Here is a 21,092-nt window from a genome sequence, read left to right on the forward strand (position 1 = left end):
AGCGGGAGGGGGCGGCGCCCCCTCGCTAACTGGCACAACTCATGCATGGCGCGCGCCAACCCCAGGGAGTGCCACATGGCCAAGTTGTTCGACCGCCTTTGCGGCTGCGGTGTCAGCCACAGCGCCGATTTCACCTGCGCCGAGGAAGCGCCGCGTGACGGCACGGGCGAACTCGGCCGGGCGGTGAATGAGGCGGCGATGCGCGCGGCTTTCCCCGAGGCTTCGACCCGCCGCGCCATGCTGACCGCCTTTGGCGCCGGCACCCTGCTCGCCGCCATCGAGGGCTTCCTGCCGCTGCAGAATGCACGCGAAGCCATGGCGCAAGCGACCGGTGCGCCCGAGAAGCGCGACCTCAAGATCGGCTTCATCCCCATCACCTGCGCCACACCCATCATCATGGCCGATCCGATGGGCTTCTACCGCAAGCATAACCTCAATGTGGAAGTGATCCGCACGGCTGGCTGGGCCGTCATTCGGGACCGCGCCATCGCCCGCGAATATGACGCGGCGCATATGCTGGCACCCATGCCGGTCGCGATGTCGCTCGGCATCGGCGTGGCGAACCCTATCCCCTTCTCGGTCGCCGCCATCGAGAACATCAACGGCCAGGCGATCACGCTGGCCAACAAGCACCGGGACAAGCGCGACCCGAAGGATTGGCGCGGCTTCCGCCTGGCGGTGCCGTTCGATTTCTCGATCCACAACTACCTGCTGCGCGCCTATGTGGCCGAAGCCGGGCTCGATCCGGACCGCGACATCCAGATCCGCTCCGTGCCGCCGCCGGAGATGGTGGCCAATCTGCGCGCCGATAACATTGACGGCTTCCTCGGCCCCGATCCGTTCAACCAGCGCGCGGTGTTTGACGGTGTCGGCTTCATCCATCTGCTGACGCGTGAATTGTGGGATGGGCATCCTTGCTGCGCCTTCGCCGTGCCGCGCAGCATGATCACCGATACGCCCAACACCTATGCGGCGCTGCTGCGCGCCATCGTGGAAGCGACCGCGCATTCCAACAACCCGGCCAACCGCGTCGAGGTGGCCAATGCCATCCACGGCCCGAACTACCTGAATCAGCCGCTGACGGTGGTGCAGCAGGTGCTGACCGGCACCTTCGCGGATGGGTTGGGCGGTGTGCAGCGCGTACCCAACCGCATCGGCTTTGATCCCTTCCCCTATCACTCCATGGCGGTCTGGATCCTCACGCAGATGCGCCGCTGGAACCAGTTGCCGCGCGATGTGGATTGGCGCGCCGTGGCTGAGCAGACCTTCCTCGCCCTCGATGCCGGGCGCGTGATGCGGGATCTGGGCATGGCGGTGCCGGCCAATCCGCTGCGCACCGAGACCATCCTGGGCAAGACCTTCGACCCGACGCAGCCCGAAGCCTACATGGCGAGCTTCGCGATCAAGCGGAACTGATCCATGAACGCCACGGTTCCGGTCTGGCGGGCCGCGCTGCTTTCGGCCGCGCTGCTCTTCGCCTTCCTCTTCGCGTGGGAAATGGCGGTGCAGGGAAGTGCGACCGGCGGCCCCGCGACGGTGGACCCGGAGTTGGCCGCGTTGCTGAGCCCCGAGGCCGCGCGCGGCAGCCAGACGGCGATGCCCGCCCCCACCGCCATCGGCAAGCGTCTGCTGGAATTGCTGAGCGACCCGTTTCATCAGCGCGGCACGAATGACCAGGGCATCGGCATCCAGATCGCCTGGTCGCTCTGGCGCGTCATGGCGGGGTTCCTGCTGGCCGCCGTGATCGCCATTCCGCTGGGCTTCGTGATCGGCATGTCGCCGCTGCTGAATGCGGCGCTGAACCCCTTCATCCAGGTGCTGCGGCCGGTGTCGCCACTCGCCTGGATGCCGCTCGCGCTCTACACGATCAAGGACAGCAATATCTCCTCGATCTTCGTGATCTTCATCTGCTCGATCTGGCCGATGCTGTTGAACACGGCCTTTGGCGTGGCGTCGGTGCGGCGCGAATGGCTGAATGTGGCGCGCACCCTGGAAGCCGGGCGCTGGCGCACGGCGATGCGCGTGATCCTGCCGGCCGCCGCCCCCACCATCCTGACCGGCATGCGCATTTCCATCGGCATCGCCTGGCTGGTGATCGTGGCGGCCGAGATGCTCGTGGGCGGCACGGGGATTGGCTATTGGGTGTGGAACCAGTGGAACAATCTCAGCATCGCCGACATCGTGATCGCGATCCTGATGATCGGGCTGGTGGGCCTGGCGCTGGACCGGCTGCTGGGCTTCATCGCCCAGGCCGTGGCCTGGCAGGAATAGGAAGATGCGCATTCTCCCGAGAACCGGCGCAACCCCCAAGGGTGCGAAGGCGAATAACCGAGCCGGAACGCTTCAGCGTTCCGAAGGCAAGGCCGCGAACGCGGCCGCGCGCCGTCTGAGGGGCGGCACGAAGTGACGCAGAAAATAGTTTCCGTCGAGGGAATCGCGCGCAAATTCCCCGGCCTCACCGTCTTCCAGGATGTCTGGTTCGGGATCGAGCGCGGCGAATTCGTCTGCCTCGTGGGGCATTCGGGCTGCGGCAAGACGACCATCCTGAACATCCTCGCGGGGCTGGATGCGCCGAGCGATGGCGTGGTGCTGGTGGATGGCAAGGAGATCACCGGCCCCTCGCTGGACCGCGCCGTGATCTTCCAGGGCCATGCGCTGATGCCCTGGCTGACCGCCGAGCAGAATGTCGCCTTCGCCGTCTCCTGCCGGAACCCCTCCTGGGACAAACACCGCGTGCGGGATGCGGCGCGGGAGGCGCTGGCGCGCGTCGGCCTGACGCAGGCGGCCGAGCGCAAGCCCTCGCAACTCTCGGGCGGCATGAAGCAGCGTGTCGGCATTGCGCGGGCACTCTCCGTCGCGCCGAAGCTGCTTCTGATGGATGAGCCGTTTTCCGCGCTGGATGCGCTGACGCGCGGCTCGCTCCAGGAGGAAGTCTCGCGCCTCGTCACCGAGGCCGGGCAGACGGCGTTCATGATTACGCATGACGTGGATGAGGCCATCCTGCTGGCCGACCGCATCCTGCTGATGACCAACGGCCCCGAGGCGCGGGTGGCGGAGGTGGTGCACAACCATCTGCCGCGGCCGCGCACGCGGGCCGATCTGCACCACATGCCGGGCTATCATCCGCTGCGCGATCACATCATGGATTTCCTGATCACGCGCAGCCGGACGCTGGCCGGCGCGGCCCCCGCCGATTACGACGCCAGAAACCCACCCGCCGTGCATCTCGGCGGCCCTACGGAGAACCCGCGATGACGCGCGCCCAACTCACCGAAAAAATTCTCGACATCAAGCGCGAGAAGAACTGGACCTGGAAGCAGATCTGCGAGGAGATCGGCGGCATGTCGCCCACCCTCGTCGTCGGCGCGCTGCTGGGCCAGATGAAGCTGGTGAAGCCGCTGGCCGCCAAGGCGGCCAAGCTGTTCGGCCTCTCCGAGGTGGAGGAGCGGATGCTGAATGAGGTGCCCTATCGCGGCACGACGATGCCGCCGACGGACCCGCTGATCTACCGCTTCTACGAGATGGTGATGGTGAACGGCCCGGCCTGGAAGGCGCTGATCGAGGAGGAATTCGGCGACGGCATCATGTCCGCCATTGATTTCGACTTCGACTTCGAGCGTGTGGCCAACCCCAAGGGTGACCGCGTGAAGATCACCATGTCCGGCAAGTTCCTGCCCTACAAGTATTACGGCAATGAGCAGGGCATTCCGGATTACGGCTTCAAGGAGGAGTAGCGCATGATCCGCTGAGGCACTTCGCCGAAGCGGTGAATCATCCTCTCGGCCAAGGCCAGTCTTCGCGCCGGCCTGATCTGGTGCTTTACCCCTCCGAAGGGTCACTTCGGAGGGGTTTTTCATGTCTGCGGAATTGACGGTCGGCATTGCCGGCCTGGGTGCCATCGGGCTGCATCTGGCGCGCGCGCTGGACAAGGGCGTGCAGGGGCTGCGCCTCGTTGCCGTCAGCGCGCGGGACCAGCAGAAGGCCGCGGCCAATATCGCGGGCTTCGCGCATAAGCCCGCCATCGTGCCGCTCGCGGCCCTGGCCGAGCTTGCCGATATCGTCGTGGAAGCCGCACCCGCCGCCGTGTTCGAGGAAGTGGCCCTGGCCGCCATCGAACGCGGCCGCATCTTCGTGCCCTCCTCCTGCGGCGCGCTGCTGCCGCGCATGCATCTGGTGGAGCGCGCGAAGCAAACGGGGGCCCGCATCATCGTCCCCACCGGCGCGCTGCTCGGCCTCGATGCCGTGCGCGCGGCGGCCGAGGGCCATGTCTCCTCCGTCACCATTGAGACGCGCAAGCCGCCGGGTGGCCTCGTGGGTGCGCCCTATCTGGACCGGCAGAAGATCGACGTGCTGGCCATCACCACGCCGACGATGATCTTCAAGGGCAATGCCTTTGACGCCGCGCAGGGCTTCCCGGCCAATGTGAATGTCGCGGCGGCCCTGGCACTCGCCGGCATCGGCCCGGAGCGGACCATGGTGGAAATCTGGGCGGACCCGGCGATGACGCGCAACCAGCACACCATCCGCGTCGAATCCGAAGAGGTGCGCCTGACCATGACCATCGAGAATGTGCCGAGCGTGGAGAATCCGCGCACCGGCAAGATCACGCCGCTGAGCATCCTGGCTTGCCTGCGCGGGATGACCAGCACGCTGAAGGTCGGCAGCTGAGGGGGGGGGGGGGCGCCGCGCCCGGTTCAACCGCCTGGCAGGTCGGCCAGGGTCTCGGCCGGGATGATGATGTTGTTGCCCGGCAGGTTGGGGTGCATCAGGAAGCCCGCATTGTTGGGCGTCGTCACGTGCTGCAAGCCAAGCGAATGGCCGGCCTCGTGGCTGAGCAGGCTGGCGGCGTTGATCGCCGCGATGTCGGGCAGGATCCGGAACCAGCTCGTCCGGCTGCCGATCCAGCTTTCGCCGCCGTGATGCAGATTCTTCGAGCTCAGGATCCGCTCATGGACAAAGACGCTCAGGTTCAGGGCGTCCCGGCGAAGCGCGAAGAGATGGCTGCTCTGGATGACGATATCGTTGGGGGTTCGCGGGATCGCGAAGGGCTCGCCGGGGTCATGAACCACGATCCGGCTATCGGCTGAGACGTGGCGCGCGGTGCCGCCGATGGTGATCGAGGGAACCACCACACGGTTCGGGCCCGGCGTGAACATCATGTTGGCCTGGCTGTTGTAGACGCTGTTCAGCCCGAAGACGATCTTGTTGGCGAGCATGTCCAGCGCGCCCCTCACGCGCGGAGCGCCCAGGTGGTAGACATCCACCTTGAAGCTCAACAGGCGCCGCACGTCGAGGGCCACATCCAGCGTTCGCCGCCGGCTGTCCCTGGCCGTCAGCGTGGTGCGACCGGGGCAGGTGCCCTTCACCACGACATTCCCGTCCGAGACGCTGACGATTTCCGCGATATTCGTGTTGCTGATCTTGAGATCGCTGATGGATTCCAGCTCCAGGGTTCCATTCACCATGCTGGAGGCCAGGAAATTCAGGGTCCGGGTTCCTCCCAACGGCACCATCTGAACGGGCGGCAGCGCCGGATTGATCCGATCCCAATCCCCGGCCGGCCCCGGCTTCGTCTTGTCGAGCCGCGCGAGGCTGAAGCCGAATGTGTCGCAAGGACCGCCGATGGGTGTATCGGGCTGGACCTTGATGCCGTCCCCCTGCTGCCCGGTGGCGCGGCGGCCTTGCAACTCCTGCAGCTTGCGGAAGGTGGCCCGGTTCGGCTGCACCTGGCCGTCGGGCGTGAACTGCCCCTTGAAATGCCGAAGCTGAAAGACCTTGATGGCATTCACCAGCTTGTCGAAATCCGGCCCACGGGCGAAGCCGTCCTCGTCATTCAGCGTCCGGGCAGCGCCGCCCAGCTCGACGCTGATATTGTTCAGCATCCATTTGACCTCCTTCACATCCTCGGGGAGGTTCTGGCAGCCCAACCCGACGGAGTTGAGGATGCTGAATCCGGTGATCGTGATTTCCGGAAGCGTATAGGTGCCTGGCATTGCATGCTCCTTCGCGCCGTGTGCGGGCGGAGCAACGCTTCGACGCCGTGAAAGCGTTTCAGGCATATAAAGATCAGTCAATAAAAATCGGCATCAGTCCAGAAATACGACCCGTTTCTCGGCCACGGGGTCGCGGTCGGCGGAGCCCATCCGCCTCCGTCACAGCACCACGCGCCCACCCGCCCCCTTGCCCGCCATCACCCGCGCCATGTCATCCCGCACGGCGGGGATGCGGCGGTAGAATTGATGGCTGGAATCCAGGCTGAGGCCCGGGCCCGTATCGGCCAGGTTCTCGCAATCCACGAAGCGGCAGCGGTCCCGGGGATAGCGCGCCTGGTCGGTGCGGTCCGTGGGGCCGCTGCGGCCCAGGCGCTGGAGGTCATTCACCACCTGGCTCAGGCGCAGCACCTGGTCGCCGGCTGAGTGATAGAGGCTGACCCGCCCCGAGAGCTGGCCCAGATGCCCCAGCCAGGCCGGCCCCACGCCATTCTCGGCATAGGGGCTGTCGGCCGAGACGCTGATCGCTTCATCGAACAGGATGGACCGCGGCAGGCCCATGGCGGCCCAGCGGTTCAGCGCATGTTCCATCGCCCAGTTCCCCATGGAATGCGCCAGCAGGAAGACCCGCCCGCCCCGCCGCCGCACCTTGGCAAAGGAGGGGCGCAGCCGGTCCAGGAAGCTGACCAGATCCGCCGCCGAGGCCGCGGCCGCCGCCTGGTCATCCAGATAGGCCTGCGCGAGGGGTGAGGCGGTGATGCCCAGCAGCTTCAGCGCCAGCGTCAAGGGCCCCATGGCGATGCCGCCGATGATGTCAGCCGGGTCCACCACCACCCCGCGTGACGGCCAGGAAAAGGAGACGACGCTGCAATCGGCCGCCGCCACGCCGGAGGCAGCGAGCCATTCCCGGTTGAAGGCGGCGCGGGTGATGCTGTCGGTGAAGCTGTTGGCAAAGCCATGGATGAAGACCAGCAGGTTGCGGCCGCTGGTAAGGTCGGCCTGCAGAGCCGCGCTGAAATCATCCGCCGCGACGCCCTGGATGCTGGCCAGGCGCCCCGCTTGCAGCTGTGCGAGGTCGGTGCCCTCGACAAAGCCCATGGCATGGGTGATGCGGCCGGGCTGGCCGGCGGGGCCGCTCTCGCCCGCGTAATCCGTGGCCCTGGTGCCGTCATTGGCCCGCTGGCGGTTGGTGGCGAAGAAAACGGTTGTGTTCATGGCGGCCTCCACAACCAATATGCCATGCCACACCATGGAAGTCAGCGCGAAACACTCAGCGCAGGAACACGGCCCCCAGCACCGCGCCCACGCCCAGCACCCAAAGCGGGCTGCGCCTGCTGCGCCAGACAAAGAGCGTGCTGCCGATGGAAATCGCGATGGCCAGCGGCGCACCCCCGGTGCCCCAGGCCGCCCCCTGCGCCAGCAACAGGCCGGAGGCGGCAATCAGGCCGACCGCGATGGGCACCATCCCGCGCTCGAAGACCCGCATCCCGAAGGCGCCGCCAAGCCGCCCCCGCAGCCGGCAAAACGCGTAGGCGAGGATCGAGGTCGGTCCGCACATGGCCAGCATGGCGGCGAACATCCCGGTGATGCCCGCCACGTGCCAGCCGAACAGCCCCACCACCATCACATTCGGACCAGGTGCGGCCTGCGCCAGGGCGTAGCGTTTGGAAAAAGCGAGGTCATCCATCCAGCCATGGGTTTCGACCATCAGCCGGTGCATCTCCGGCAGGGCCGCCACACCGCCGCCGACCGAGAGCAGCGAAATGCCGAGAAAGCCCCAGACGAGCGGCCAGAGGTCATCGCCCTCGCTCATCGGCGAAGCGCCAACCAGGCTGCGGCCAGGCCAAAGGGGGCCAGGCCCAGCACCACGAAGGGCAGGGGCGCGCGCAGCAAGGCGAGTGCCAGGGCAGCCAGGCCGACGGCCAGCAGCGGCAGGGTGGGCTTCAGCTTCACGCCCATCTTGATGGCGGTGCCCAGCACCATGCCGGCGGCGGCGGCGGCAATGCCGGTCAGCGTGGCGCGCACCAGGGGAAGCTGTCCATAGGCGTCATACAGGGCGGCGATGCCAGCCAGCAGCGCCATGGGCCCGGCAAACAGGCCGAGCGCGCAGGCAGCCGCGCCCATCGCGCCGCCGAAGCGCACCCCCACGCCGATCGCCGTGTTCAGCGCATTGGGGCCGGGCAGCACCTGGCCGATGCCCAGCGTCTCGGCATATTCCTGCTCGGTCAGCCAGCCGCGCTTTTCCACCAGCATGTGGCGCGCCCAGGCATTCACGCCGCCAAAGCTGGTCAGGCCGATTTGCAGATAGGTGAGGAAAAGCTCGCGGTTGGTTGGTGGCATCAGAGCAGCAGCAACCCCAGCGCACCCCCGCCCGCCAGCACCCAGAGCGGCGAGTATTTCGTGCGCCAGACAAACACGGTGGAGACGGCGATGATGGCGAAGCTCAGCCAATTCGTCCCCGCCGCCTGCGCCATGATGACGCCCGAACCCGCGATGAGCCCGACCGCCAGCGGCACCAGTCCGAATTGCGCGGGCTTCAGCCAGGTGTTGCCGCGCAGACGGTGCGTCAGGCCTTGCATGGCGAAGGCCAGGATAGCAGCCGGCAGCAGCATGCCGATGGTGGCCATGGCCATGCCCGCACCGCCCGCGATGTGCCAGCCCATCACGGAAGCGGCAAGGATATTGGGCCCCGGTGCGGCCTGGGCGAGGGCAAAGAGCTGGCTGAAGGTCGCATCATCCATCCAGCCATGCACCTCCACCACCAAGCGATGCATCTCGGGCAGCACGGCGTTCGCACCGCCGATGGCCAGCAGCGAAAGCGTGCCGAAGGCCAGCAGGATTTGCAGCAGCAGTGTCATGGCGCGGGCTTCCAGCTGCGCCGCAGCGAGAGCCAGATGCCCAGCGGCGCCAGCACCACGACGATCAAGGGGAGCGGCAGGCGCAGGAAGGCCGCACCCGCCACGGCCAGCAGGCCAACCGCGATCAGCTCCGGCGGCGGGCGCAGATTCTGCCCCATCTTGATGGCGGTGCCAATCACCATGCCAGCCGCCGCCGCCGCCACGCCCTGCATGAAGGGCGCAACCCCCGGCCGCGCGCCATACAGCTCATACAGGACGGAGAGGATGATCAGGATGCAGAGCGGGCCGATGTAAAGCCCGCAGGTCGCGATCAGCGAGCCCGTGAGCCCATGGAAGCGCCGCCCGATCATCACCGAGGCATTGCCCACATTCGGGCCCGGCAGGATCTGGCCGAGGCCCAGCACCTCGGCATAGTCGCGCTCGGAGAGCCATTTGCGCTCCTCCACGATCACATGGCGGGACCAGGGGCCCACACCGCCAAAGCCCAGCAGGCCGATCTTGGCGTAGCCCAGGAAGAGTTCGAGTTTTCCCGGGACTTTATCCACGCGGAAGCAACTGCTCGGCCAGCGTCACCCAATAGCTGGCGCCGATGGGCAGGATCTCGTCGTTGAAGTCGTAGAGCGGGTGATGGACGCCCGCATCCTGCTCCGTCCGGCCACCGCCCAGCATGAGATAGGCGCCGGGCTTGGCGTTGAGCATGAAGGCGAAATCCTCGGCCCCCATGGTGGGCTTGGCCATATGGGCCACGCGCGCCTCACCCCCCACGGCCAAGGCGGCGCGGCGGGCAAGTTGCGTGCTCTCGGCCTCATTCACCGTGGCCGGATAGGCGCGCAGGAACGCGGCGGTGGCCGTCGCACCGAAGCTGGCCGCGATGCCGGTGACCAGCGCCTTGAAGCGTGCCTCCAGCAGGTCTCCCACTTCGGGGGTGAACCAGCGCGCCGTGCCCAGCATGCGCACCGTCTCGGGGATGACGTTGTAGGTGTGGCCGGCCTGGATATGCCCGATGGTGATCACGCCCGCATCCGCGGCATCGAGGTTGCGCGCCACGATGCTTTGCAGCGCCTGCACGATGCTGGCCGCGATCACGATGGGATCATTGCCCTGGAAGGGCATGGCGCCATGGGCACCCTTGCCGGTGATGGTCACCTCCAGATTGGCGACGGCCGCCATGACCGGCCCCTCGCGCCAGGCGAAATGGCCTGCCGGGATGTTGGGGATGTTGTGCAGGCCGAAGATGCGCTCCATCGGGAAGCGGTCGAACAGGCCTTCCTCGACCATCACGCCACCACCGGCGAGGTTTTCCTCGGCCGGCTGGAAGACGACATGGACGGTGCCCTCGAAATTGCGGGTTTCGGCCAGGTATTTGGCGGCCCCCAGCAACATGGTGGTGTGGCCGTCATGGCCGCAGGCATGCATCTTGCCGGGGATGGTGGAGGCATGCGGCAGGCCGGTCGCTTCCTCGATGGGGAGTGCGTCCATATCGGCGCGCAGGCCGATGGCGCGGCCGGTCTTGCCATTGCGGCCATGGATGACGCCTACGACGCCGGTCCTGGCGATGCCGGTGACCACTTCGTCACAGCCGAATTCGCGCAGTTTTTCCGCAACGATGCCGGCAGTGCGATGCTCCTCGAAGCCAAGTTCCGGGTGGCGGTGGAAATCCTGCCGCCATTCCGTCATTTCGGGATGGAATTCGGCGATGCGATTGATGATGGGCATGAGGGAGACTCCTGTTGCCTCAACAAAACGTCCGCGCGAGGCCTTCCGCAAGGGGGAGGGGGTTCACGCCGAGCGTTTCGCGCATGGCGGTGATGTCGAAAGCCTTATCCTCGGTCAGGCGGCGGATTTCATCGGCGCCGATGCGGGGCAGGAAGGGCAGGGCACGGGTCAGCGGGCTGGCCGCCATCAGCAGCGCGGCGGGCAGGGGCAGCACGGCGCGCGGCGCGATCCCGGCGGCGCGTGCCACGGCCGCACAGAAATCGCGATAGGCCAACGCTTCCGGGCCGGCGATGATGATGACCTCGGGCGTGGAATTGGTGCGCGCGGCGGCGGCGATCAGGCTGCGGGTCACATCCGCCTGATGGATGGGCTGCACCAGCGCGGTGCCGCCGCCGGGCAGCGGGAGGATGGGCAGGCGGCGCATCAGGGCGGCCAGGCGCTGGACATTATCCTCGCCCTCCGCGCCATAGATCATGGTGGGGTGCAGCATGTATCCCGCCCGGCCGCTGGCGAGGAAGGCGGCCTCCCCTGCGCGGACGCCGTCCCCATGCGCATCGGGCCAACGCGAATGGCGGCGCGTGCTGCCCATGAAGACGAAGCGGGCGCCAGGCGGCGCGGCGGCGAGGATGGCGGCGGCGTGCCGCGCATGGGCGCATGAGATGATGGTGGAAGCACCGGCCAGCGCCGCGCGCAGGGCGGCTTCGTCGTGCAGGTCGGCCACGGCGTATGGGGCGGCGATGCCGAGCCCGGCCCACTTCGCCGCATCGCGCACCACGGCGCGGAAGGGCTGGTTCAGCGCGCGGCAGAGCGTGGCGCCGGAGCGCCCGGAAGCGCCGATGACGGCGATCATGCGCTCAACGCCCGCGCGGGCGCTCTTGCCCGTTGCGGCCCATGCGGCGCTGGCCGGCATAGGTGCAAAGCAGAGCGCGGCTGGTCTGCCCGCCCTCCTGATGCTGCTCCAGGCTGATGGGGTGGTTGAGGTCGCAGAAGCTGGCGGCGATGGGCAGGGCCTCCCGCGTGAGGCCGATCACCATCAGCGCATCGCCGCGCTGGCAGCGTTCCTCCGCGATGCGCTGCGCGATCTCGGCCGTGGGCGTGGCCGAGGTGGCGAGCGCCCAGCAGATCTGGCCCGGATGCTCATGGGCGGTCGTGCTCTGGGCATGGGCGGCGGCCGGCACCACCGCCAGCCAGGCCAGCAGGAGGTGCCGGCGCATCGCCTCAGCCCTCCGCGCGCAGGAAGCGCAGATCGGCGCCCTCAGGCGCTTGCAGCACCTGCTCATGCACGAGGCGGTCCCAGCCACGCTTGGGCGCGGGTGCGGGGCTCCATGCCGCGCGGCGGGCGGCGAGAACCGCTTCATCCACCAGCAATTCCAGCCGTCGCTCCTTCACCGAAAGCCGGATGCGATCCCCCGTCTCGGCAAAGGCGAGCGGCCCGCCCGCCGCGGCTTCGGGCGCGATATGCAGCACCACCGTGCCGAAGGCGGTGCCTGACATGCGGCAATCGCTCATCCTGACCATGTCCTTTACGCCCTGCCGGCCGAGCTTCTTCGGAATCGGCAGATACCCTGCCTCGGGCATCCCGGCGGGCGAGAGCGGGCCGGCATTCTTCAGGACCATGATGGTGTCGGCGCTCACATCGAGATCATCGCTGTCAATGCGCGCGGCCAGATCCTCGACGCCGTTGAAGACCATGCACTCCGCCTCATGCTCGAAGAGCGATTCCGTGGCGGCGGAGCGCTTCAGGATCGCGCCATCCGGCGCCAGCGAGCCAAACAGCGCGACCAGCCCGCCCACCGGCGAGACCGGATTTTCCCGCGCCTTGATGTATTGGCGGTCCACGAAATGCGTGCCATCGCCGATGCGCTCGGCGAGCGTCCGGCCATAGACGTCCTTCGCACCGAGATGCAGCAGATCACGGATTTCCCACAGCAGGGCGCGCATGCCGCCGGCGAAGTGGAAATCCTCCATGTAGCCCTCGCCCGTGGGCTTCAGGTCCACCAGGACGGGGGTTTCGTCGCTCATCGCATCCAGCCGCTTGAGGTCCACGCGCAGGCCCGCGCGGCCCGCGATGGCGGCCAGATGCACCAGCGCATTGGTGGAACCGCCGAGCGCCAGCAGCACGCGCATGGCGTTCTCCACCGCCTCGATGTTGAGGATCTCGCTGGGGCGCACCTTGAGGCCCATGGCCAGCCGCCCGGCTTCCTCGGCGATGCGCAGGCGGTCACTGTGCACGGCGGGGGCACTGGCCCCCTCCAGCGGCATGAAGCCCAGTGTGGCGACGAGGCAGGCCATGGTGCTGGCCGTGCCCATGACGCCGCAGGTGCCGGCGGTGACGGCCAGCGCGTTCTCGACCTCGTTGATGCGTTCCTCGCTCACATCGCCCGAGCGGTAGCGCGCCCAGTAGCGGCGGCAATCCGTGCAGGCGGCCAGGCGCTCGCCCTGATAGCGATTGGCGCTCATCGGCCCGGTGACGAGCATGACGGCGGGCACATCGGCGCTGACCGCGGCCATGAGCTGCGCGGGCACCGTCTTGTCGCAACCGCCGACCAGCACGACGGAATCCATGGGCTGCGCGCTCACCATCGCCTCGGTGTCGAGGGCCATGAGGTTGCGGTAATGCATGGAGCAGGGGGTCAGGAAGGGCTCGCAGAGGCTGATGGTCGGGAAGGCCATGGGCAGGCCGCCCGCGAGCATGACGCCGCGCTTCACCGCCTCGATCAGGTCGGGCACGGAGCGGTGGCAATTGTTCAGGTCACTCGCCGTATCCACGATGCCGACGACGGAGCGGCTGAGCGCGTCCTTCGAATAGCCCATCGAGGCCGCGAAGCTGCGCCGCAGATAGAGGGCGAATTCGCGGTCCCCGTAATTGGCGGCGTTCCGGCCGAGGCCCTTGGGAAGGGGCGCTTCTGGCGTGTCGGTCAAAGGGGCGTCTCCTGCTGCGGCTTTCCACCGTCTTATGCCGGATGGCCCCCCAGGCGAAGCCCTCGGATATTTCAACCTGCCGGCCTATTCCGGGTTGATGCCCGCCTTGCGCATCAATTCGCGGTGCAGTTCCAACTCGCGGCGGATGCGCGCCACCAGGGCCGCTTCGCCCATCGGCGTCGGGCCCAGGCCCTGGCTTTCCATGAAGGCGAGGGTGCGCGGCTCGGCGAAGGTTTCGACTGCCGCCTGGGTGAGGCGGGCCTTGACCGGCTCGGCCAGGCCAGGCGGGCCCTGCAGCGAATACCAGGCGACGCCGCCAAAGCCCGCAAAGCCCTGCTCGGCGATGGTGGGAAGCTCGGGCAGCGCGCCGATGCGCCCGGGTGTGGCCGCCCCCAGCGCCTTCAGCCGCCCGGATTCGATATGCCCGCGGCAGGCCGCCAGCAGCGCGATCATGCAATCGGTGCGGCCGGCGATGGTGTCCGTCAGCGCGGGCGGCGCGCCATTATAGGGCACATGGATCATCTCGACCCCCGCGCGGGCGGTGAGGTCCACCATGGGCAGATGCGCCGTGGTGCCGATGCCCCAGCTGGCATAGGAGAGCTGCCCCGGCCGGGCACGGGCGCCGGCCAGGAGTTGCGGCAGGCTCTCCCAGCGGGGGTTGGCCACCAGCACGGATTGCGTGTCGCACAGCGCGCTGATCTGGCTGAAATCCGTGACGGGGTCATAGCCCGCATTGCGAATGGCGAGCGGCGCCATGGTGAAGGTGACGATGGTGCCCAGCAGCAGCGTCCGCCCATCCGGCGCGGCACGCGCCACCTGGCGCGCCGCGATGGTGGTGGAAGCGCCGGGGCGATGATCCATCACGAAACTCCCGCCCAGCCGCTGGGCCAGCCCTTCGATCAGGATGCGCCCCACGACATCCGAGGCACCGCCCGGCGCATAAGGGACCAGCACCGCCGTGGTGCTGGATTGCGCAAGGGCCGGCGTGGCAAGGCAGGGCACGGCCAGCATGGCGCGGCGGCTGATGGGCATGGCGATGTTTCTCCCTGATTTCAGGGCAGCCTTGCCGGGCATGGGCCCGGATGCAAGCGCGATAGACTGTGGTATCCTGCTACCACGGCAGAAAATCGCGCCTGGAGCTTGACGTTGCGCGCCGGGTGCGTCACATACCCGCCTCGATCAAGCGTATTTGAAGGTTATCATGCTCAGCACACAGACCCGCTCGCTGAAGCCGGCCGAGGTGACGAAGAACTGGTGGGTGATTGACGCCGAAGGGCTCGTCCTCGGCCGTCTCGCCACCATCGTCGCCAATCGGCTGCGCGGCAAGCACAAGCCCCAGTTCACCCCGCATGTGGATTGCGGCGACCATGTCGTCATCCTCAATGCCGGCAAGGTGAAGCTGACCGGCAACAAGGCCGAACAGTCCATGTTCTACTGGCACACCGGCTTCGCCGGCGGCATCAAGGAGCGCTCGAAGGGCCAACTCCTCGATGGCCGTTACCCCGAGCGGGTGATGACCAAGGCCGTCGAGCGCATGATCACGCGCGGGCCGCTGGGCCGCAAGCAGATGAAGAACCTGCATGTATATGCCGGCACCACCCACCCGCATGCCGGGCAGAACCCCACCGTGCTCGATGTCGCGGGCATGAACCGCAAGAACACCGCGATCGCGGCTTCGCAGAACAAGGTGGCCTAAGTCATGAGCGAGCAGACCACAGCCAATTCCCTCGCTGATCTCAAGACCCTCGTGCAGGGCACGGCCGTTGTCGCCGGCGCCGAGCCGATGGCCGCCCCCGTCCTGCCGAAGCGTGACGCGCAGGGCCGCTCCTACGCGACGGGCGGCCGCAAGGAATCCGTCGCCCGCGTGTGGGTGATGCCGGGCAAGGGCGCCTACACCATCAACGGCAAGCCGGCGACGCAGTATTTCGCGCGCCCCGTGCTGCGCATGCTGATCGCCCAGCCCTTCCTGGTGGCGGACCGCTACCAGACCTTCGATGTGGTGGCGACGGTCGCCGGTGGTGGCCTTTCGGGCCAGGCCGGCGCGGTGCGCCATGGCATCAGCCGCGCACTCGTGAATTACGAGCCGGAGCTGCGCAGCATCCTCAAGAAGGCCGGCTTCCTGACGCGCGATCCGCGTGCGGTCGAGCGCAAGAAGTACGGCAAGGCCAAGGCACGACGTTCCTTCCAGTTCAGCAAGCGCTGATCCGGGCAGCATCGCTGCATCCCTGTCAGAGGGGCGGGTCCGCGAGGGCCCGCCCCTTTTTCGTTTTCTGCTACACTGCGATCTCCACGGAGGCCTCACATGGCGAGCATCTTCATTGACGGCGAAAGCGGCACCACCGGATTGCAGATCCGCGCCCGCCTGGAAAACCACCCGGCCCTGACCATCCGCTCCATCGCCGATGCGGATCGCAAGGATCCGGCCGCCAAGCGCCGCCTGATGGAGCAGGTGGATGCCGTGGTGCTGTGCCTGCCCGATGCCGGCGCCCTGGAAGTGGCCGCCATGGCGGCCGAGATGGGCGATGCGGCGCCCAAGCTGCTGGATGCCAGCACGGCGCACCGCACCAACCCCGCCTGGGTCTATGGCTTCCCGGAATTGACCGAGGGCCATGCGGCAAAGATCGCGGCGGCGAAGTGCGTGGCCAATCCCGGCTGCTACCCGACCGGCGGCATCGCGCTGCTGCGGCCGCTGGTGGATGCGGGCATCATCCCCGCCGGCCACCCGATCACGGTCAATGCCGTCTCGGGCTATACCGGCGGTGGCAAGGCGATGATCGCCGAATTCGATGCGGGCACGGCCGCACCCTTTTTCCTCTACGGGCTGGGGCTGGAGCACAAGCATGTGCCGGAACTCCAGCTCTATAGCGGCTTGTCCCTGCGGCCGATCTTCGTGCCCAGCGTCGGCAATTTCGCGCAGGGCATGCTGGTCAGCATCCCGCTGCACCTCGATGCGCTGCCGGGCAAGCCCAAGCCCGCCGACCTCGAAGCCGTGCTGGCCGCGCGCTATGCGGCCTCCGGCTGGGTGCGCGTGCTGCCCGCCGAGGCCAGCGCCCGGCTGGAGCCGGAGGCGCTGAACGGCGGCAACATGCTGGAGCTGCGGGTCTATGGGAATGCCAGGCACAACCAGGCCGTGCTGGTGGCGCGGCTGGATAATCTGGGCAAGGGCGCCTCGGGGGCGGCAGTGCAGAATCTGGGGCTGATGCTGGGCGTGGATGTGGCGCAGGCGCTGCCCCTGGCGGCGTGAGGCGGTGGGCGAGGGGAGCAGTCCCCTCGCGCGCACCCGGCCTGGCTGATGTTCACGCCTGCCCCGCAGGCTGGTTCGTTGGCTCTCAGACCGGGCGGCATACCTGGGCGGTGGCGAAGCCGAGCCGCAGCATGCGCCGCGCCGCAATGGCCGAGCCCGTCGCCTGACCCGCCAAGGCCGCGCCGAGCGGCGCATTGAACACCGCCTCTGTCAGCGCCGTGACCGCGATATCCGCGGCGGCCACGCTCGCCGCATCCAGAATCACCCGCCGAAACAGCCGCAGCGTTCCCAGCGTGCCCGGGCGCATCCCATGGATGCGGGCGACCTGTCCCACCAGCCGCAGGCCGCGCCACGCGACGATCAGGCCATCCATGCCCGGCCAGGGACTCACCACCGTCGCGGCCAGCACCTGGAATGCGGCTGCCCGGCCGGCGGCCGCGGTGTCCTGGTCCAGCCGGGTCAGCGGCCCCGCGCGCAGCAGGGCGCGCAGCGTGGCCGCATCCGCCGCGCCTGCCATGACCTCGCGCGCCGCCGGCCCCTCACCGATCGAGAGGAGCCATTGTTCGGCAGCGGCCCGGGCCCTGGCCGCATCCTGGCTCTGCAAGCCCTCTCGGAGCCGGTCAACGCGCTCCAGCGCGGCATAGCCGCGCCACTCCCGCCAGATCGCCCCGGCCAGGACGCCGCCCGCGCCCAGCACCAGCGCAAGGGTCAGGACGCCGAGCCAGGTGGCCACGGCGAATTGCCTTGCCACAAAGCCGGCAAGATCCAGTGCGGCCACTCCCAGGATGAGCACGAGGAGCGCGAGGGCCCCCAGGGCCAGTGCGCCCTGCGGCCCCGGCACCCGCGCATCCGCCAGCGCATCCACCGCCGCGTGGGTGAGGGGCCCTTCGCGCCCCTGCACGCCCTCCACCCAGCCGCGCTCCCCGGGGCCGGCCGGCGGCGGCTGCACGGCCAAGGGGGGCCTGGCCGGCTCGTCCAGGAAGCGGGGGCCTTCGCTCACAGCGCGTCTCCCAGAAGGGCGACCAGGATGTCGTCCAGGTTCAGATTCTCGATCGGGTGCGCGTCGCCGCCACGAAAGGCCGGTGGGCGCAGCTGCGGCATCACGAAATAGGCGTTGCTCCAGTAGCTCTCGGGCACTTCGCCGGCGGGCACGGTGCCGGGCTTGAAGGGACGCTCCCGGTTGGCGCCGAGCGGCACGCCAAAGACGGCGCGTTGGACCCGGCCATCCGCATCGGTGAAGTCGCCATCCCGGGTGCAGCGCACCGCCGAGACGGCATGGAAGCTGCGCCGCGCCTCCTCGGTGACGGAAGCCTGGCCCGCGCTGACCATGTTGCGCAGCGTCAGGCGCAGATGGCTGCGCTGGTGCTCATCCACGTGGTCCGATTTGGTGGCCGCGAAAGCGACCGCCTCGATCTTCCGGCCGCCGAACCAGCCGCCTTCCAGCAGCTTTGCGTAGCTGTCGCCGATCTTGTGCAGGGAGCGGCGCGCATCCTCGAAGGCGGCCTTGCCGGCAAAGAGCGCGCCCAGCACGTCCACCAGGACGAGCTGGCGGTTGAACTCGCTGAAATAGGGCTCAAAGAAGGTCGTGCGGATTTCGGTCTTGTAGGCGTCGAAGCGGTCGCGCAGCTGGGCGCCCAGCGTGCCGCGCCGTGGCGCCGGCGCGCCGGTCCATGGAAAGAAATGCAGCAGCGGCACCTCGCCCCAGGGGCCGGGCATGAGGAAGCGGCCGGGCTGCAACCAGCGCAGCCCCGCCTCCTCCCGGCAACGGCGCAGCGCGTCGCGATAGAGGCGAAAGCCATGCGCGGCCACCTCCTCGGATGCGGCGGCATCGGGCTGGAGTGTCTCCAGGAAGGCCAGGAAGGGGGCCGCGAAGCCGGAGCGCGGCGGCAGGCGCAGATCGGCTAGGACCTCGGCCGACCAAGCTTCGTAGCCTTGCTCCAGAAGCGGCAGGTCAGCGAGCCATTCGCCGGGGTAGTCCAGCAGTTCCAGCCGCACGAGCCGCGGGCCGAGCAGCAGCCCCTTGGCCTTGCCGATGAGCGAACTGGGTGCCAGCAACAGGCGCAGGGTGATAAGGGCAGGCCGGTCGGTCACGGGCGGCCAGGCGGGCGCCTCGCCCGAGGCCATCTGGTCCCGCAGGCCTTCATAGTCGAAGCGGGGAATGCGCTGCGTGCCGGTGGGCTCGATCTCCATCCCGAGCAGGCGGGAGCCGCCCTTGCCGTCGCTGAGCCGCGCCGCAAGCTTGGGAAGGGTGTTCCAGCGCGTCCCCTCGGTGCCGCGCGCCATGGCGAGCAGGTTGCTAATCAACGAGACCATGAGCACGGTCTTGCCGGCGCGGCTGAGGCCGGTGACGGCCAGCCTGTAGGTCTCGACATTCGCCGCGTTCCAGGCCGCATCGCCGACGGCCAGTGTTCCGTCGCGCAGCTGGGCCCAGACGCCACTCATGCCAAAGCTCCTCATGCGTGATCCAGATGGGCATGAATGGCCATGAGCACCAACCCAGGCTCCACGCCAAAACGGAAAGGTGCGGGAAGCCTGTGACAACCCCGCAGGTGTTCACCCGGCCGGGGCCAGGGGCAGAGCCCCTCATTTTCCTTGATTTTCGGCCATTTTCTGCGTTATGTTCCCTTTATGTTCAAGAAACGCATCCCCTTCCACAACCTCACCGACCGCCAATGGGATGCGCTGCGCCCGCATCTGGCCCGCGCCGCCCCGAATGGAGTCCCCCTGGGCCGGCCCTTGCCCGATCTGCGCCATCGCATGAACGGTATGTTCCACCTGCTGGCGACGGATGCCCCCTGGCGCGAGGTTCCGGCGGAATATGGCCAGGCTGGCACCGTCGCGCGGTATTTCCGGCGGCTGACCCAGGCCGGGCTGTGGGAGCGGCTGTTGCAGGCGCTGCATGATCTGGGCCCCCGCCATCCGTTGCAGGGTCTGCGGCGGGTGATCTTTCGTGCGGCGCGGCGGGCCTATCGGATCCGGGGTCTCGGGATTATCGTGCTGGCGCGGCGGCTGGGTTTTCTCGGCGCCTTGCCGGGCCCGGCCTGGATGGTGCCTGACCCGGATTTGTCCAAAACCCTGGTGGCCCTGCAAATGCGCCATCGGAAAAACTTCGGCCGCTTCGTGCTGAAATGGGGGAAGGCCTTGCGCAATCTGATGGGAATGGCCGGTGGCCGGCCGCACATGTCACGCCGCATCCGGCTGATGATGCCATGAGCGGCCCGCTCTACACCTTCGAGGGTAAGACGCCGCTGGTGCATCCGCGCGCCTGGGTGGCGCCGACGGCGGCCGTGATCGGCGATGTCGAAATCGCCGAGGAAGCCAGCATCTGGTATCATTGCGTGCTGCGCGGGGACACGAACATCATCCGCATTGGTGCCCGCACGAATATCCAGGATGGCACCATCATCCATGTGAATGCCGGCCGCCAATCCACCATCATCGGCGCCGATGTGACGGTGGGGCATGCCGCCATCATCCATGCCTGCCGGCTGGAGGATGGCGCCTTTGTCGGCATGGGGGCCACGGTGCTGGATGATGCGGTGATCGAGGCGGGCGGCGTGCTCGCCGCGGGCTCGGTGCTGCCGCCGGGCAAGCGCATCGCGGCGCTGGAATTGTGGATGGGCAACCCGGCCAAGCTGGTGCGTGTTCTCACGCCGGAGGCGCGGGCGGGTTTCGCCCGGACGGCGCCGCACTATGTGGAATTGGCCGGGCGCCACCGTGGTATTTCGTAACTTGGCGACACTCTGACGCTGGGGGTAAGCTGAACCAATGCTGAACAAAGCCACGAACAAAGCCCCCTTGGCCGCGCTGCTCCTCCCGCTCGCCGCCTGCGCGACGGGGGAATTGCCGCCCTCGGTGCGCCTGCCGCCGGATGCGATCCCGCTGGCGGCGGACCCGATGCGCTCGGCCATCCTCGGCAGCGCCTATACCCTCGGCCAGGCCAGCACGCCCTCGGCCAAGCTGCGCGCGGCGGCGCTGGTGGAGTTCATGGCGGCGGATTACCGCTGGGGCGTGCGCTGGAGCGAGTATTCGCCCACCACCGGCCTGGCACTCAATGCCGCGCGCGATGAGATTCGCCAGGCATTCGGCGTGGCGCCGGGTGCTACGCCGCAAGCCGTGACGGATGGCCTGTTTGGCGCCTCACGCGCGCTGGAGCGCGGCAATGAGATCTACCTGCCGCCCGGCCTCTTCACCGAGCCGGGCCAAGCCCTCGCGCGCCTGAACGCCCCGCCCGATCTGCCCATGGCCCGCAATGCCGCGAACCTCGCCGAGCGCGAGCTCTACCGGGTCGAGAGCGAGCGAACCAGCGGCGGCGGGCCTGGCGGCGTGGGCGGCAGCGGTGGCGCGCACCCATGACACGAC

24 protein-coding genes are annotated in these 21,092 nt (G+C 68.2%); 11 read left to right on the forward strand and 13 right to left on the reverse strand.

The window, feature by feature from the left end; genetic code table 11:
* The first annotated feature begins 75 nt into the window (after window positions 1-75).
* The 5 genes from LHU95_RS07660 to LHU95_RS07680 all read left to right on the forward strand — a co-directional run bounded on the left by LHU95_RS07660 (window position 76) and on the right by LHU95_RS07680 (window position 4,668).
* The gene (locus tag LHU95_RS07660) at window positions 76-1,416 is read left to right on the forward strand and encodes a CmpA/NrtA family ABC transporter substrate-binding protein (protein ID WP_248710775.1); all 1,341 of its coding nucleotides are present in this window, start codon (window positions 76-78) and stop codon (window positions 1,414-1,416) included.
* Between the two features lie 3 nt (window positions 1,417-1,419).
* Entirely contained in the window at window positions 1,420-2,271 is an 852-nt protein-coding gene (gene ntrB, locus LHU95_RS07665; protein ID WP_248710776.1) for a nitrate ABC transporter permease, read from the forward strand.
* A gap of 132 nt (window positions 2,272-2,403) precedes the next feature.
* Complete coding sequence (locus LHU95_RS07670; RefSeq protein WP_248710777.1) at window positions 2,404-3,255, forward strand: ABC transporter ATP-binding protein; 852 nt, start codon at window positions 2,404-2,406, stop codon at window positions 3,253-3,255.
* The gene (cynS, locus tag LHU95_RS07675) at window positions 3,252-3,734 is read left to right on the forward strand and encodes a cyanase (protein WP_248710778.1); all 483 of its coding nucleotides are present in this window, start codon (window positions 3,252-3,254) and stop codon (window positions 3,732-3,734) included. Before LHU95_RS07670 ends, cynS begins: the two co-directional genes overlap by 4 nt.
* A gap of 121 nt (window positions 3,735-3,855) precedes the next feature.
* Window positions 3,856-4,668, forward strand: a complete 813-nt coding sequence (locus LHU95_RS07680) for an aspartate dehydrogenase (RefSeq protein ID WP_248710779.1) — start codon at window positions 3,856-3,858, stop codon at window positions 4,666-4,668.
* A gap of 26 nt (window positions 4,669-4,694) precedes the next feature.
* On the opposite strand, the gene LHU95_RS07685 is transcribed toward LHU95_RS07680, so the two are convergent.
* From LHU95_RS07685 to LHU95_RS07735, 11 genes are all read right to left on the reverse strand, one after another.
* On the reverse strand, window positions 4,695-5,993 hold the full coding sequence (locus tag LHU95_RS07685) for a pilus assembly protein N-terminal domain-containing protein (RefSeq protein WP_248710780.1): 1,299 nt from the start codon (window positions 5,991-5,993) through the stop codon (window positions 4,695-4,697).
* A gap of 159 nt (window positions 5,994-6,152) precedes the next feature.
* Complete coding sequence (locus LHU95_RS07690; protein ID WP_248710781.1) at window positions 6,153-7,205, reverse strand: alpha/beta fold hydrolase; 1,053 nt, start codon at window positions 7,203-7,205, stop codon at window positions 6,153-6,155.
* 55 nt (window positions 7,206-7,260) lie between these two features.
* Window positions 7,261-7,803 carry a chromate transporter gene (locus tag LHU95_RS07695; RefSeq protein WP_248710782.1) on the reverse strand — a complete coding sequence of 181 codons (543 nt, stop codon included), beginning with the start codon at window positions 7,801-7,803 and terminating at the stop codon, window positions 7,261-7,263.
* Window positions 7,800-8,330: a chromate transporter gene (locus tag LHU95_RS07700; protein WP_248710783.1), complete on the reverse strand. Its 531-nt coding sequence runs from the start codon at window positions 8,328-8,330 to the stop codon at window positions 7,800-7,802. The genes LHU95_RS07695 and LHU95_RS07700 overlap by 4 nt, the downstream gene beginning before the upstream one ends.
* Complete coding sequence (locus LHU95_RS07705) at window positions 8,330-8,848, reverse strand: chromate transporter (protein WP_248710784.1); 519 nt, start codon at window positions 8,846-8,848, stop codon at window positions 8,330-8,332. The genes LHU95_RS07700 and LHU95_RS07705 overlap by 1 nt, the downstream gene beginning before the upstream one ends.
* On the reverse strand, window positions 8,845-9,393 hold the full coding sequence (locus tag LHU95_RS07710; RefSeq protein WP_248710785.1) for a chromate transporter: 549 nt from the start codon (window positions 9,391-9,393) through the stop codon (window positions 8,845-8,847). The genes LHU95_RS07705 and LHU95_RS07710 overlap by 4 nt, the downstream gene beginning before the upstream one ends.
* Complete coding sequence (locus tag LHU95_RS07715; protein ID WP_248710786.1) at window positions 9,386-10,564, reverse strand: M20 aminoacylase family protein; 1,179 nt, start codon at window positions 10,562-10,564, stop codon at window positions 9,386-9,388. The genes LHU95_RS07710 and LHU95_RS07715 overlap by 8 nt, the downstream gene beginning before the upstream one ends.
* 19 nt (window positions 10,565-10,583) lie before the next feature.
* The gene (locus LHU95_RS07720) at window positions 10,584-11,414 is read right to left on the reverse strand and encodes an NAD(P)H-binding protein (RefSeq protein WP_248710787.1); all 831 of its coding nucleotides are present in this window, start codon (window positions 11,412-11,414) and stop codon (window positions 10,584-10,586) included.
* Between the two features lie 4 nt (window positions 11,415-11,418).
* Window positions 11,419-11,778, reverse strand: coding sequence for a hypothetical protein (locus LHU95_RS07725; protein WP_248710788.1), 360 nt, complete (start codon window positions 11,776-11,778; stop codon window positions 11,419-11,421).
* A 4-nt stretch (window positions 11,779-11,782) separates the two neighbouring features.
* Complete coding sequence (locus LHU95_RS07730) at window positions 11,783-13,486, reverse strand: dihydroxy-acid dehydratase (RefSeq protein ID WP_248710789.1); 1,704 nt, start codon at window positions 13,484-13,486, stop codon at window positions 11,783-11,785.
* Between the two features lie 84 nt (window positions 13,487-13,570).
* Window positions 13,571-14,518 carry a tripartite tricarboxylate transporter substrate binding protein gene (locus LHU95_RS07735; protein ID WP_248710790.1) on the reverse strand — a complete coding sequence of 316 codons (948 nt, stop codon included), beginning with the start codon at window positions 14,516-14,518 and terminating at the stop codon, window positions 13,571-13,573.
* Window positions 14,519-14,687: 169 nt separating this feature from the next.
* Here LHU95_RS07735 and rplM point away from each other — a divergent pair, with 169 nt between their 5' ends.
* The 3 genes from rplM to argC all read left to right on the forward strand — a co-directional run bounded on the left by rplM (window position 14,688) and on the right by argC (window position 16,730).
* A complete protein-coding gene (gene rplM, locus LHU95_RS07740; RefSeq protein ID WP_248710791.1) occupies window positions 14,688-15,182 on the forward strand; it encodes a 50S ribosomal protein L13 in 495 nt (164 codons plus the stop codon).
* Between the two features lie 3 nt (window positions 15,183-15,185).
* Window positions 15,186-15,689 carry a 30S ribosomal protein S9 gene (rpsI, locus tag LHU95_RS07745; protein ID WP_248710792.1) on the forward strand — a complete coding sequence of 168 codons (504 nt, stop codon included), beginning with the start codon at window positions 15,186-15,188 and terminating at the stop codon, window positions 15,687-15,689.
* Between the two features lie 99 nt (window positions 15,690-15,788).
* On the forward strand, window positions 15,789-16,730 hold the full coding sequence (gene argC, locus LHU95_RS07750; protein WP_248710793.1) for an N-acetyl-gamma-glutamyl-phosphate reductase: 942 nt from the start codon (window positions 15,789-15,791) through the stop codon (window positions 16,728-16,730).
* A gap of 85 nt (window positions 16,731-16,815) precedes the next feature.
* Here the strand turns inward: argC and LHU95_RS07755 are convergent, their stop codons facing one another.
* Window positions 16,816-17,730 (reverse strand): DUF697 domain-containing protein, encoded by a 915-nt coding sequence (locus LHU95_RS07755; RefSeq protein WP_248710794.1) that lies wholly within the window; start codon window positions 17,728-17,730, stop codon window positions 16,816-16,818.
* A complete protein-coding gene (locus LHU95_RS07760) occupies window positions 17,727-19,172 on the reverse strand; it encodes a YcjX family protein (protein ID WP_248710795.1) in 1,446 nt (481 codons plus the stop codon). The genes LHU95_RS07755 and LHU95_RS07760 overlap by 4 nt, the downstream gene beginning before the upstream one ends.
* Before the next feature lie 186 nt (window positions 19,173-19,358).
* On the opposite strand from LHU95_RS07760, the gene LHU95_RS07765 reads away from it, so the two are divergent.
* From LHU95_RS07765 to LHU95_RS07775, 3 genes are all read left to right on the forward strand, one after another.
* A complete protein-coding gene (locus LHU95_RS07765) occupies window positions 19,359-19,943 on the forward strand; it encodes a transposase (protein ID WP_248710796.1) in 585 nt (194 codons plus the stop codon).
* Entirely contained in the window at window positions 19,940-20,461 is a 522-nt protein-coding gene (locus tag LHU95_RS07770) for a gamma carbonic anhydrase family protein (RefSeq protein ID WP_248710797.1), read from the forward strand. Before LHU95_RS07765 ends, LHU95_RS07770 begins: the two co-directional genes overlap by 4 nt.
* A gap of 67 nt (window positions 20,462-20,528) precedes the next feature.
* Window positions 20,529-21,086 (forward strand): hypothetical protein, encoded by a 558-nt coding sequence (locus LHU95_RS07775; RefSeq protein WP_248710798.1) that lies wholly within the window; start codon window positions 20,529-20,531, stop codon window positions 21,084-21,086.
* Window positions 21,087-21,092: the final 6 nt, after the last annotated feature.

Source organism: Sediminicoccus sp. KRV36 (assembly GCF_023243115.1).
Lineage (GTDB): Bacteria > Pseudomonadota > Alphaproteobacteria > Acetobacterales > Acetobacteraceae > Roseococcus.